The sequence below is a fragment of the Enterobacter sp. SLBN-59 genome (assembly GCF_024807915.1).
GTDB lineage: Bacteria > Pseudomonadota > Gammaproteobacteria > Enterobacterales > Enterobacteriaceae > Enterobacter > Enterobacter asburiae_B.
Window position 1 is genome coordinate 2361422 of sequence record NZ_JANUFI010000001.1, and the last position, 13332, is coordinate 2374753.

At 55.6% G+C, this 13332-nt stretch carries 13 protein-coding genes and 1 other annotated feature; of the genes, 3 read left to right on the forward strand and 10 right to left on the reverse strand.

The window, feature by feature from the left end; genetic code table 11:
- Positions 1-53 precede the first annotated feature (53 nt).
- Both mog and tal read right to left on the reverse strand, forming a co-directional pair.
- On the reverse strand, positions 54-641 hold the full coding sequence (gene mog, locus M2422_RS11260; protein ID WP_023310343.1) for a molybdopterin adenylyltransferase: 588 nt from the start codon (positions 639-641) through the stop codon (positions 54-56).
- A gap of 110 nt (positions 642-751) precedes the next feature.
- Entirely contained in the window at positions 752-1705 is a 954-nt protein-coding gene (gene tal, locus M2422_RS11265) for a transaldolase (protein WP_023310342.1), read from the reverse strand.
- A gap of 262 nt (positions 1706-1967) precedes the next feature.
- Between tal and M2422_RS11270 the strand changes: the two genes are divergently transcribed.
- On the forward strand, positions 1968-3398 hold the full coding sequence (locus tag M2422_RS11270; protein ID WP_064673212.1) for a sodium:alanine symporter family protein: 1431 nt from the start codon (positions 1968-1970) through the stop codon (positions 3396-3398).
- 66 nt (positions 3399-3464) lie between these two features.
- Positions 3465-4238, forward strand: a complete 774-nt coding sequence (gene yaaA / locus M2422_RS11275) for a peroxide stress protein YaaA (protein ID WP_039260860.1) — start codon at positions 3465-3467, stop codon at positions 4236-4238.
- 32 nt (positions 4239-4270) lie between these two features.
- On the opposite strand, the gene M2422_RS11280 is transcribed toward yaaA, so the two are convergent.
- From M2422_RS11280 to yjjY, 7 genes are all read right to left on the reverse strand, one after another.
- Complete coding sequence (locus tag M2422_RS11280) at positions 4271-4573, reverse strand: DUF2502 domain-containing protein (RefSeq protein ID WP_048979033.1); 303 nt, start codon at positions 4571-4573, stop codon at positions 4271-4273.
- 256 nt (positions 4574-4829) lie between these two features.
- Complete coding sequence (gene thrC / locus M2422_RS11285) at positions 4830-6116, reverse strand: threonine synthase (RefSeq protein ID WP_064673211.1); 1287 nt, start codon at positions 6114-6116, stop codon at positions 4830-4832.
- A 3-nt stretch (positions 6117-6119) separates the two neighbouring features.
- Positions 6120-7049 (reverse strand): homoserine kinase, encoded by a 930-nt coding sequence (gene thrB / locus M2422_RS11290; RefSeq protein ID WP_064673210.1) that lies wholly within the window; start codon positions 7047-7049, stop codon positions 6120-6122.
- Position 7050: 1 nt separating this feature from the next.
- Positions 7051-9513, reverse strand: a complete 2463-nt coding sequence (gene thrA, locus M2422_RS11295) for a bifunctional aspartate kinase/homoserine dehydrogenase I (RefSeq protein ID WP_033144592.1) — start codon at positions 9511-9513, stop codon at positions 7051-7053.
- Positions 9514-9537: 24 nt separating this feature from the next.
- Positions 9538-9655: a sequence feature (Thr leader region), on the reverse strand.
- Entirely contained in the window at positions 9594-9662 is a 69-nt protein-coding gene (gene thrL / locus M2422_RS11300) for a thr operon leader peptide (protein ID WP_015572623.1), read from the reverse strand. (Overlaps the previous feature by 62 nt.)
- A gap of 211 nt (positions 9663-9873) precedes the next feature.
- Entirely contained in the window at positions 9874-10560 is a 687-nt protein-coding gene (locus tag M2422_RS11305; protein ID WP_064673209.1) for a tRNA/rRNA methyltransferase, read from the reverse strand.
- Positions 10561-10959: 399 nt separating this feature from the next.
- Entirely contained in the window at positions 10960-11100 is a 141-nt protein-coding gene (gene yjjY, locus M2422_RS11310) for a protein YjjY (RefSeq protein WP_085928893.1), read from the reverse strand.
- Positions 11101-11195: 95 nt separating this feature from the next.
- Here yjjY and arcA point away from each other — a divergent pair, with 95 nt between their 5' ends.
- Positions 11196-11912, forward strand: a complete 717-nt coding sequence (gene arcA, locus M2422_RS11315; RefSeq protein WP_003856501.1) for a two-component system response regulator ArcA — start codon at positions 11196-11198, stop codon at positions 11910-11912.
- 45 nt (positions 11913-11957) lie between these two features.
- Here the strand turns inward: arcA and creD are convergent, their stop codons facing one another.
- The gene (creD, locus tag M2422_RS11320) at positions 11958-13310 is read right to left on the reverse strand and encodes a cell envelope integrity protein CreD (protein WP_064673208.1); all 1353 of its coding nucleotides are present in this window, start codon (positions 13308-13310) and stop codon (positions 11958-11960) included.
- Positions 13311-13332 lie beyond the last annotated feature (22 nt).

Genomic DNA, 13332 nt, shown 5'->3' on the forward strand with positions numbered 1-13332 from the left:
AAAAGCTTTACCACGCCATCGCCGCTTCAGCTAATGCCACATATTGGTTAATTTCAGGAGATTGTTTCGCGACGTGCGTTTTTCGGGCGAAAAGCTGCTACTACTTTCTCATCGGTTTCCACATAGGGGCCGTCAAGCAGCTGTATACAATACGGTACACTTGCAAAGATGCCGTGAACGAGGACGCTGCCATCTTCCGCCTTCAGCCCTTCCAGCGTCTCTTTGATCGACTTCGGCTGCCCCGGCAGGTTCAGAATCAACGCCTGCTTGCGGATCACTCCCACCTGGCGGGAAAGAATGGCCGTCGGGACAAAGTGTAGACTGATCTGGCGCATCTGTTCGCCGAAGCCCGGCATTTCACGATCGGCGATCGCCAGCGTTGCGTCCGGCGTCACGTCGCGGCGCGCGGGGCCGGTTCCGCCCGTCGTCAGAACAAGGTGGCAGCTCATCTCATCCACCAGCTCGCAGAGCGTCTGCTCGATGATCGGCTGTTCGTCAGGGATCAGGCGGGTCTGAATGTCAAAGGGGGTGGTCAGCGCGCTGCCAAGCCACTCTTCCAGAGCGGGGATGCCTTTATCCTGGTAAACGCCGCTGGAGGCGCGGTCAGAAATCGACACTAGGCCGATGCGTAAGGTATTCATATCCATTCCATTCAAAAAGTACTGATTAAAGGGAATGATACACGCAGAGAGGAGATTCAGACAGGGTACGAAAGAAGTCGCGTGACCGGGAGCCCGGTCACGCAGAATGATTACAGCAGGTCGCCGATCATTTTTTCCAGTTTGCCCTGGTCAACAGCAAACTTACGGATACCGTCCGCCAGCTTATCTACAGCCATTGGATCCTGGTTGTGCTGCCACAGAAACTCGGATTCAGTAATGCGCTCTGGGCGCGCTTTCACTTCACCGGTGTAAGACAGCTTACGCTCGATGGTACCTTCGCTTTCTGCCAGCTCTTTCAGCAGCGCAGGGGCGATGGTCAGGCGGTCACAGCCAGCCAGCTCGATGATTTCACCGACGTTACGGAAGCTTGCGCCCATAACCACAGTCTCATAGCCGTGCTGTTTGTAGTATTCGTAGATTTCAGTAACAGAAACCACGCCTGGATCTTCAGCCGGCGCGTACTCTTTCTTATCGGTGTTGGCTTTGTACCAGTCCAGAATACGGCCCACGAACGGAGAAATCAGGTATACGCCTGCTTCTGCACATGCACGCGCCTGCGCGAAGGAGAACAGCAGGGTCAGGTTACAGTTGATACCGTCTTTTTCCAGCTGCTCTGCCGCGCGGATACCCTGCCAGGTGGAAGCCAGTTTGATCAGGATACGGTCGTTGCTGATGCCAGCGTCGTTGTACATTTTGATCAGGCGTTTCGCTTTGGCGATAGACGCTTCGGTGTCGTAGGAGAGACGTGCATCCACTTCGGTAGAGATACGGCCAGGAACCAGCTTCAGGATTTCCAGACCGATGTTCACTGCCAGTTTGTCGGTGGCATCCACAACCTGCTGCGCGCGGTCGTTGCTCTGTGCTTTCGCCCAGGTCACTGCGTCGTCAATCAGTTTGCGATACTCAGGGATCTGTGCGGCGTTAAGGATCAGAGAAGGGTTAGTTGTGGCATCCTGCGGCTGGTACAGCTTCATTGCCGCGATATCTCCGGTGTCAGCTACGACAGTGGTGAACTGACGAAGGGAGGTCAATTTATCCGTCATGATAGTGTTTCTCTTTTAACGTGCCCTGGATAATTCACGCTACCGACAGCATGTCTGCAGCGGAAAAATGACAGGTTTACTTGTTAGGGGGATGTAACCGGTCTGCCCTGATGATAACACGACGGAGGGGTAGCGCAACCGCAGACAGTGCGCTTAGGTAGAGTATGGTAAACTCGGAAGATTAACAGGCTGCTAAGCAACAGCATGCCCAATCAGTGGTAGCGCTTACATATTCACTTTGGCATCAACAAGAGGGACGTTAATGCCTGATTTCTTTTTCTTTATTAACGAAGTCCTGTGGGGTTCGATAATGATTTACCTGCTTCTGGGAGCAGGTATTTGGTTTACGCTACGCAGTGGGTTTATCCAGTTTCGTTATATTCGCAAGTTTGGCAGAAGTCTGAAAAACAGCGTTACGCCCCAGCCGGGCGGATTAACGTCGTTCCAGGCACTCTGTACCAGCCTGGCGGCACGCCTCGGCAGCGGGAATCTGGCGGGCGTTGCGCTGGCCATCAGCGCCGGCGGGCCAGGCGCGGTCTTCTGGATGTGGGTGACGGCGCTACTCGGAATGGCCACCTCCTTTGCCGAAAGTTCGCTCGCCCAGCTGTATAAAGAGAAAGATAAAAACGGCCAGTTTCGCGGCGGTCCTGCGTGGTACATGGCGCGTGGCTTGGGGATGCGCTGGATGGGCGTTCTGTTCTCGCTTTTTTTACTGCTCGCATACGGCCTTATTTTTAATACCGTCCAGGCAAATTCTGTCGCCAATGCCCTGCGCTATGCCTTCTCCTGCCCGGAGTGGGTCGCCGGTATTGCTTTAGCCCTCGTCGTTCTGCTCACCATTTCTGCCGGTCTCAGGGGCGTTGCCCGCCTGATGCAGTGGCTGGTTCCCGTTATGGCGCTGCTTTGGGTGGTCGCGAGCCTGTTCGTCGCCGCACGGCATATCGACCAGGTGCCTGGCGTGATTGCGACCATCGTCAAAAGCGCTTTTGGCTGGCGCGAGGTAGCCTCCGGGGCGCTGGGCTATACCTTTAGCCAGGCGCTGATGGCGGGTTTTCAGCGGGGCATGTTCTCCAATGAAGCCGGAATGGGGTCAACCCCCAACGCGGCCGCTGCCGCCTCTTCCTGGCCGCCGCACCCGGCCGCACAGGGCATTGTGCAGATGATTGGCGTCTTTACCGATACCATTATCATCTGCTCCGCCAGCGCCATGATTTTGCTGCTGGCAGGCCCCGTCCCGCACTCCTCAGGAACCGCCGGGATACAGCTTCTCCAGCAGGCGCTGGTGAACCTGACCGGCGGCTGGGGAGCAGGATTTGTCTCGCTCGTCCTGGTGCTGTTTGCCTTCAGCTCGATTGTGGTGAATTACCTCTACGCCGAAAATAACCTTATTTTCCTGAAGCTCGACTCTCGCGCCGCAATCGGAACCCTGCGGCTCGCGGTCATACTGATGATCATCGCTGGCTCCTTACTCAGCATGCCGCTGGTCTGGCAGCTGGCCGATATCATTATGGCGCTAATGGCGATCACGAACCTCACCGCTATCCTGCTGCTCTCGCCCGTTGTGACCCTGATTGCCAGAGACTATCTGCGTCAGCGCAAACTCGGCGTTCCGCCGGTATTTGATCCCGCCCGCTATCCCGATATTAAGGCGCAGCTTGCCCCCGGCACGTGGGATGATTTGCCGCGGCAATAACAGCTATCGATCAATTCAGGGCGATTTTTTGCTAAAGTCGCTCTAAATTTCCTGCAAGGACTGGATATGCTGATTCTGATTTCACCTGCAAAAACGCTCGACTACCAGAGCCCGCTCGCCACCGAGCGCTATACCCAGCCTGAACTGCTGGACTACTCGCAACAGCTGATCCGCGAAGCGCGTAAGCTCTCTGCGCCGCAAATCGCCTCGCTGATGAGCATCAGCGACAAGCTGGCCGATCTTAACGCGACCCGCTTTCACGAGTGGCACCCGGATTTCACCCCGGCGAACGCTCGCCAGGCGATTCTGGCGTTTAAAGGTGATGTCTACACCGGCCTGCAGGCGGAAGATTTTAGCGAAGCCGATTTCGATTTTGCCCAGCAGCATCTGCGCATGCTGTCGGGTCTGTACGGCGTACTGCGCCCGCTGGATCTGATGCAGCCGTATCGTCTGGAGATGGGGATTCGCCTGGAAAATGCCAAAGGCAAAGACCTGTATCATTTCTGGGGCGATATCATTACCGACAAGCTGAACGCGGCGCTGCACGCTCAGGGCGATAACGTGGTGATTAACCTGGCATCCGACGAATACTATAAGTCGGTGAAGCCGAAAAAGCTGGATGCGGAGATTATCAAACCGGTGTTCCTCGACGAGAAGAACGGTAAGTTCAAAGTGATCAGCTTCTACGCTAAGAAAGCGCGCGGCCTGATGAGCCGCTACATCATCCAGAACCGCCTGACGAAGCCGGAGCAGTTAACCAAATTTAACAGCGAAGGCTATTTCTTTGACGAGGCGTCGTCAGGGAAAGGCGAGCTGGTGTTTAAGCGCCACGAGCAGTAAAAACAAACCCCGCCAGCTGGCGGGGTTTTGCATTAATGGTGTTTCCAGTCCGGGCCGCGATCGTCACGGCGGTCATCGTGGTGATGGTCATCGTGACGATCGTCGTGTTTACGATGCTCATCATGTGGGCGCCAGTGGTTATCACGCCAGTCATAATGCGCCTTCCACCAGTCGTGGTCGCGCCAGCGGCCGCCGTCCCAGTAATGCCCGTTGTTATCCCGGTCGCCAATCTGCAGTTTGACTGCAGGTACGAGGGTAATTTCAGATGCCTGAACCGCCATGGGGGCGGCCAGCACCAGTGAAAGCGCGATGAGTGCAGGTTTCAGTGTAGACACAGGTGACTCCTTATTCTTCTTGCCCAACGTGGGCCGATGTAAGGAGAGTACGCGAGGGGAACGGGGGATGTTATTCTCTGCAATCCTAAACGCTAAGTGACCGCATTTATTGGGAATTTCTGCTTTTTTCCTGCTTTTTCTCTCCTTAATTTCTCCACAAAAAAGCCGGGTGGCGGCTTCGCCTTACCCGGCCTTCGATTAGGTCGTCGTAGTCGTTGTAGGCCCGGTAAGGCGTAGCCGCCACCGGGCAACACAATCACGCGCGGGTCATCATCAGCTTACGCAGCGCGGCAAAATCTGCGGGCAGCTCATGTGACAGCAGCGGCAGGTCGGCGCGCTCGGCCAGCTCTTTCGGCAGCGGCAGCGTTTCGCCCAGGATCGCTTCCACGCTCTCTTTGAACTTCGCCGGATGCGCGGTGCCCAGGAACAGGCCATATTCACCCGGGTTAAGCTGGTCGCGCAGCGCGCGGTAGGCAATCGCCGCGTGCGGTTCAGAGATATACCCCACCGCTTTCATCTCGCGCATGGTCTCTTTGGTGGTTTCATCCGTCACCGCGGCGTAGCCCAGGTCACCCAGACGCCAGATCTTACGGCGGAACAGCTCTTCCACGCGCGGCCAGTTGTTCGGCTGTGACACATCCATCGCGTTGGAGAGCGTCGCCTGCGTGGCGTTCGGCGCCCACTTCCCGTCTTTCAGGAAGCGCGGCACGGTGTCGTTGGCGTTGGTCGCCGCGATAAAGCGTTTCACCGGCAGACCCAGGGATTTCGCCAGCAGACCTGCCGTCAGGTCACCGAAGTTACCGCTCGGCACGGAGATCACCAGCTGGTTGCGCGCTTCCTGCGGCAGCTGCGCCACCGCTTCGAAGTAGTAGCAGATCTGCGCCAGCAGACGGCTGATGTTGATGGAGTTGGCAGAGTTCAGACCCAGGGCCACCTTCAGCTCTTCGTCGTCGAAAGCCTGCTTGACCAGAGCCTGGCAGGCATCGAAATCACCGTCGATCGCCACGGTTTCAATGTTGCCGCCGAGCGTACAGAACAGTTTTTCCTGCAGCGGGCTGATTTTGCCTTTCGGATAGAGGATCACTACGCGGACATTTTTCAGGCCGTAGAAGGCATGCGCCACCGCCGCACCGGTATCGCCGGAGGTCGCGGTCAGGATGGTCACCGGTTTGTCGCCGCTGATGTGGGTCAGCATCTGCGCCATAAAGCGGCCGCCGAAGTCTTTAAACGCCAGGGTCGGACCGTGGAACAGCTCCAGGCAGCCAACGTCAGGCTCAACCTGCTTCACCGGCGCCGGGAAAGCGAACGCCGCACGCACGCGCTCTTCCAGAAGCTCCTGCGGAATTTCGTCGCCGATAAACGCAGACAGAATTTTGGTGCTGCGGGTGACGAAGTCCTGCTTCAGCAGCTCGTCGATCTCGGTCAGCTGGAATTCCGGCAGGTCATGCGGGAAGAACAGCCCCTGATTTTTGCCCAGCCCCTGAGTTACCGCCTGCGCGAAGCTGACCTGCTCGTTATGATCTTTAAGGTTATAGAGTTTCATTAATTATCCCAGTACTCGTGCGCCAGCCGTGTCCAGACGGCAAATATGAACAAAGCCTTCCTGATTTTGCAGGTAGTGTTTAGAGAGCCAGTCCGCCACGCGCTGCGCGGTGTCAGGCTTGTCGCACAGGGCGAACAGCGTCGGGCCGGAGCCGGAGATGCCGCACGCCTGCGCGCCGATATCCATCGATGCCTGTCGCGCCTCGTTAAAGCCGGGCAGCAGCTTCGTGCGGTACGGCTCGGCAATGACGTCCTTCATCAGCTTCGCCGCCAGCTGCGGCTGACGGGTGTAGCAGGCGTGAATAAAGCCCGCCAGATGACGCCCGTGGGCGATACAGTCCTGGCGACGATACTGCGCGGGCAGGATCGCACGCGCTTCCGCGGTAGAGACCTTAATGCCCGGATAGGCCAGCACCCACAGCCACTCATCAAACCCTGGCACCTGCTGGCTGATGATGCCATTTTCTTCGATCATCAGCTGCATGCCGCCGAGGAAGCACGGCGCCACGTTGTCATAGTGAATGCTGCCGGAGATGCGCCCTTCCAGCTCGCCCATCAACCCCAGCAGGCGGTTGTTGTTCAGCGGCTTGCCGCAGTGCTCGTTCATCGCCACCAGCGCGGCGACCACCGAACAAGCGCTGGAACCCAGCCCCGAGCCAATCGGCATACTTTTTTCCAGCGTCATGGCAACCGGCACGTTTTTGCCGATCTCCTGACAGAAGCGTTCCCAGCACTGATAGACGATATTTTCGCGCGGCTCAGGCGGCAGTTTGCTGGCGAAGCGGCCGACGTTGTTCAGGCTGAAGCTGTCTGCCGCTTCCACCGTGACCGTATCGCCCAGCAGTGAACCATCCACCGGCGTCACCGCCGCGCCCAGCACGTCAAATCCGACGCTCATATTCGCGCTGGAAGCCGGGGCATAAACTTTGACCATGTTAAACTCCTAACTTCCATGACAGGGTACGCAGCAGATCGGCAAACACACCCGCCGCCGTAACATCGTTCCCTGCGCCATAGCCGCGAAGCACCAGCGGCAATGGCTGATAATAGTGGCTGTAAAACGCGAGGGCGTTTTCGCCGTTTTTAACTTTGTACAGCGGGTCGTTGCCATCCACTTCGGCAATCTTCACCCGGCACACGCCATCTTCTTCAATGTTGCCAACATAGCGCAATACCTTACCTTCATCACGGGCTTTCGCAACGCGCGCGGCAAAAGCATCGTCAAGCTGCGGCAAATTTGCCATGAATGCAGCGACATCACCGCTGCTGTCAAATTCTGCTGGCAGCACGGGTTCAATCACGATATCGGAAAGCTCAAGCTCACGGCCCGTTTCACGTGCCAGAATCAGCAGCTTACGCGCCACGTCCATACCGGAGAGATCGTCACGCGGATCCGGCTCGGTATAGCCCAGCTCGCGCGCGGCGCGGGTCGCTTCCGAGAGGCTCATCCCCTCATCCAGCTTGCCGAAGATAAACGACAGCGAGCCGGAGAGAATGCCGGAGAAACGCTGCAGTTCGTCGCCCGCGTTCAGCAGGTTCTGCAGGTTCTCGATAACCGGCAGGCCCGCGCCCACGTTGGTATCGTACAAGAACTTGCGGCGCGACTTGCTCGCCGCCAGACGCAGCTGGTGATAGTAATCCATCGACGAGGTGTTGGCCTTTTTGTTCGGCGTCACCACGTGGAACCCTTCGCGCAGGAAGTCGGCGTACTGGTCGGCCACCGCCTGGTTAGAGGTACAGTCGACAATCACCGGGTTAAGCAGGTGGTACTCTTTCACCAGACGGATCAGGCGGCCCAGGTTGAACGGCTCTTTCGCCTCGTTCATCTCGGCCTGCCAGTTCTCCAGGTTCAGACCGTGAACGTTGGTGAGTAGCGCTCTGGAGTTGGCAATCCCGCAGACGCGCAGATCGATATGTTTCTTCTTCAGCCACTCCTGCTGACGCTTCACCTGCTCCAGCAGCGCGCCGCCCACGCCGCCGACGCCAATCAGGAACAGCTCGATAACCTGGTCGGTGTTGAACAGCATCTGGTGAACCACGCGTACGCCGGTGGTGGCGTCATCGTTGTCCACGACAACAGAAATTGAACGCTCTGACGAGCCCTGGGCAATCGCCACGATATTGATATTGGCGCGCGCCAGCGCGGCGAAGAACTTGGCGGAAATACCACGCAGCGTGCGCATGCCGTCGCCGACCACGGAGATAATCGCCAGGCGTTCCTGAATGGCGAGCGGCTCCAGCAGCTCTTCTTTGAGTTCCAGATAGAACTCCTCCTCCAGCGCGCGACGGGCGCGCAGGCAGTCAGCCTGCGGCACGCAGAAGCTGATGCTGTATTCGGAAGAAGACTGGGTAATCAGCACCACCGAGATACCGTTGCGGGACATAGCCGCAAAGACGCGCGCCGCCATGCCGACCATCCCCTTCATCCCCGGGCCGGAGACGCTGAACATCGCCATGTTGTTCAGGTTGGAGATGCCTTTGACCGGCAGACCGTCTTCATCGGTACTCGCGCCAATCAGCGTACCCGGCGCCTGCGGGTTACCGGTGTTTTTAATCAGGCAAGGGATCTGGAACTGGGCAATCGGGGAGATGGTACGAGGGTGAAGCACTTTGGCGCCGAAGTAGGAAAGCTCCATCGCTTCCTGGTACGACATCGATTTCAGCAGTCTGGCATCGGGTACCTGGCGCGGGTCACAGGTATAAACGCCGTCGACGTCAGTCCATATTTCACAACAGTCCGCGCGTAAACAGGCGGCCAGCACGGCGGCGGAGTAGTCGGAGCCGTTACGGCCCAGCACTACCAGCTCGCCCTTCTCGTTACCGGCGGTGAAGCCTGCCATCAGGATCATATGGTCAGAAGGAATTTTGCTCGCGGCGATACGGCGGGTTGATTCGGCAATATCAACGGTGGATTCGAGGTAGTGGCCCACCGCCAGCAGTTTTTCAACCGGGTCGATCACGGTCACGCTATGTCCGCGCGCTTCCAGCACGCCGGCCATGATGGCGATAGAGAGTTTTTCGCCCCGGCAGATCAGCGCCGCGTTGACGCTGTCCGGGCACTGGCCGAGAAGGCTGATGCCGTGCAGGACGTGTTTGATTTGTGCGAATTCCTGCTCAACGAAGGACTTCAGCTGAGCGTGTGGGAAGCCTGGCAGCGCCTCTGCCAGCCCTTGCAGCAAGTCAGCGAAGATACGCTCTGCGTCGCAGATGTTCGGGAGTGCATCCTGGCCACCGATGGTTTTTTCAATCATCGCCACCAGATGGTTCGTGATTTTTGCCGGGGCAGAGAGCACGGTAGCAACCTGCCCCTGCCTGGCGTTGCTTTCCAGGATATCGGCAACACGCAGAAAACGTTCTGCATTTGCCACTGATGTACCGCCGAACTTCAACACTCGCATGGTTCTACCTCGTTTCCTTTAGCCGAAAAAAAAGCCCGCACTGTTCAGGTGCGGGCTTTTTTTTGTTTTTCCTGTACGCGTCAGCCCGCATCGTTACCTGTGGTAATGATGATGGTTGTAGTAATGGTGGTGATGCTGATGCGTTTCATGGATGTTGTGTACTCTGTCATTATTATCTGTCTGTCCTGTATTCTTTTAGGGTTAAAGGATCGGGCACCTTAAGTCAACGAATTTTTAATTTGATCACAATTCGGGAGACTCTCACGTCCCGCTGTTTGCAGATTTATTTTCATCCGATTCGCCCAATAGCAACCCTTCTGGACAGACTTATTCGCCATAGTAAAAACTTATGGCAGGATTTTACTCCGCCAATTTTTTTTCAATATCGTGCAGCAAACGGTGCAGCATTGCGGTGTCCCGCTGCTCAAGACGCCCCAAACGCTGCTGCAACCAGTCAGCCATTTTTTGATCGTCCGCCACACCCAGCTGAGACAACAGTTGCTCAACGCGAGCGCGCAGGGCAGCCAGCTGATTTTCATTTGCCCCTTCTGCCGGAGGTTGAGGGATTTGTATTAGGGAGGCTAATTGATAGCAATAGACCATGACCGCCTGGCCTAAATTCAGGGAGGGATAATCGGCGACCATCGGCGCACCGGTAAGAACGTCCGCCAGCTCCAGCTCTTCGTTGGTTAATCCGGAATCTTCGCGACCAAACACCAGCGCGGCTTTATCCAGCCACTGGCTTTTCTCGCCCAACATCGGCACCAGCTCCGCTGGCGTGGCATAGTAATGGAACTTCGCACGGCTGCGCGCGGTGGTCGCAACGGTAAACGAAATGTCGTGCAGCGCATCAGCAAGCGTCGCGTAAGTGGTTATATTATCGAGGATATCGCCCGATCCGTGCGCTACCCAACGAGCCGCAGGCTCCAGGTGGGCAGCGCTGTCCACGATACGTAAATCGGTGAATCCCATGGTCTTCATGGCGCGCGCGGCAGCGCCTATATTTTCGGCTCTGGCTGGGGCAACCAGTACAATCGACAGATGCATTTATGCTCTCTTTTTAATCAGTTAGCGGGCAAAAATGTGATGCACTTCAACATATTACGCGGCGCGAATTTACAAAAATGCAACACAAATCACCGAAATAGCGTTTCATAACAAATTAAAAACGCTAAACTATTCCTTGTCTGAACAATCAGTTAGAATGTTAACAGAACACTATTATCCCCATGTTTTATAATGATAATAGCGACATGAATACCCTATTCTGATTGGATTCGCTTCGTTTATAAATCAATGTCCGCAACTAGTTGGTTTATTGAAAAATTGTGACAAAGGCTAGCATTCCGCTACGATGATTTCATCAAACTGTTAACGTGCTACAATTGAACTTGATATATGTCAACGAAGCGTAGTTTTATTGGGTGTCTGGTGTCACTTAGCCTGTTATGTTGCTGTTAAAATGGTTAGGATGACAGCCGTTTTTGACACTGTCGGGTCCAAAGGGAAAGTACCCAAGACCAAGCTAATGATGTTGTTGACGTTGATGGAAAGTGCATCAAGAACGCAATTACGTACTTTAGTCACGTTAAGCCGATCATGTTAATTTGCGACATGCATCAGGCAGGTCAGGGACTTTTGTACTTCCTGTTTCGATTTAGTTGGCAATTTAGGTAGCAAACATGCAGACCCCGCACATTCTTATCGTTGAAGACGAGTTGGTAACACGCAACACGTTAAAGAGCATTTTCGAAGCAGAAGGCTACGATGTCTTTGAAGCGACCGATGGCGCAGAGATGCATCAGATCCTTTCTGAAAATGATATCAACCTGGTGATCATGGATATTAACCTGCCGGGCAAAAACGGTCTTCTTCTGGCGCGCGAACTGCGCGAGCAGGCGAACGTCGCGTTAATGTTCCTGACGGGCCGTGATAACGAAGTTGATAAAATTCTTGGCCTGGAAATCGGTGCGGATGACTACATCACCAAGCCGTTCAATCCTCGCGAGTTAACCATTCGTGCACGCAACCTGCTGTCCCGCACCATGAACCTGGGTACGGTCAGCGAAGAGCGTCGTAGCGTAGACAGCTACAAATTCAACGGCTGGGAACTTGATATCAATAGCCGTTCGCTGATTAGCCCGAACGGTGAGCAGTATAAACTGCCGCGCAGTGAATTCCGCGCGATGCTGCACTTCTGCGAAAACCCGGGCAAAATTCAGTCCCGTGCAGAGCTGCTGAAGAAAATGACCGGCCGTGAGCTGAAACCGCACGACCGTACCGTAGACGTGACCATTCGTCGTATTCGTAAGCATTTCGAATCTACGCCAGATACGCCGGAAATCATCGCCACGATCCACGGCGAAGGGTATCGTTTCTGCGGCGATCTGCAGGAGTAATCCTGCAGTTAACGCATTAAAAAACGGCGCATTTGCGCCGTTTTTTTATTTCCAGATCCGCATCGTATCGTTATCAGATGCTGCGGGTGGCTCTGGTCGCTTCGGCTGAGAGAGCGAGTACCAGTCGAAATGCCGGGTCAGGTACATCACCGCGAACAGCGCCAGGGCAAGAACAGCAGAGCCCAGTAGCAATGCGCTGTCCTCCGAGCGCAGCAGGAACCACATCACGACATCCAGTCCGAGTAGTGCCAGCACAAACAGCCCGCTGCGTTTCCAGCTTTTCAGCACGGCCTGCAGGTACATTCCGTTCATCGCTGCGCCAACCAGGCTTGCAACAACCCAGGCTGGCGTAAACCCGACGTGTTCAGACAGCGCCAGCAACACCAGATAGAACAGGACCAGCGACAGCCCCACCAGCAGATACTGCATCGGATGAAGGCGTAATCCGGTTAAGGTTTCGAAGACAAAGAAAGCCATAAACGTCAGCGCAATCAGCAAAATAGCGTATTTAATTGCCCGGTCGGTCAATTGATACTGGTCGGCTGGCGTCGCTACCGTCACGCTAAAGGCCGGGAGCGCCTCCCACTCCGGCGACTCCTTGCCGTAGAACCAGCTCTCAAGGTTATTTGCAAACCAGCTGCTCTGCCAGTTCGCCTGGAAACCAGACTCGCCTATTTGATGCTTAACGGGGAGATAATCGCCCATAAAGCCCGGATGCGGCCAGTTGCTGTTGAGCGTCATCTCGCTATTACGCCCTACCGGTACCACCGCAAAACTGCCAGTTCCCGCCAGGCTGAGGGACATCTCAAGCGCAAACGTTTTGGCTTCCAGCGCTTTGTCGGTCAGCAGGATATGGATCCCAGCAAACGCACCGTAGACGCCTGAACCGGGTTCCACGCTTAGGGTCTCACCATTGATTTTAGAGATACTGACCGTGCCAATACCCCGCGCGTCGCCAACGCCCGTCACGATAAACGGCTGCCCTGTCGCGATCGTTTCCCCTTTCAACTGCTTCAGCTCTTCGGTATTAAACTGCGCTTTTATCTTCAGGTCCGTGTTCCAGATCTGCCCGTCATAGATACCAATATTTCTCGACTCAACGCGCTGGTTCCCTTCAACAACCAGAGATTCCGGCAGAATGAAATGCATGTAGCTTTTCTTGTATTCGACCTTCTTCTCGTCCTCTATCTTGTAGAAGATCTCCGTCATCGGAATCGCAATCATCGGGCCGACCAGTTTTTGCGGTCCGCTGGTACTCTGGCGAAGCGTATTTTCGACATCATTGCGGTAGTTCTCCCGCTCTGATATCAGGTTACTGACCATAAAAAGCGGGACTAACAGCAGCAGGATGCACCCCAGCAGGGTGCTAATTTTCCAGAACAGTGGGGATTTCATCATTACGTCTCCTTTATGATGAGGA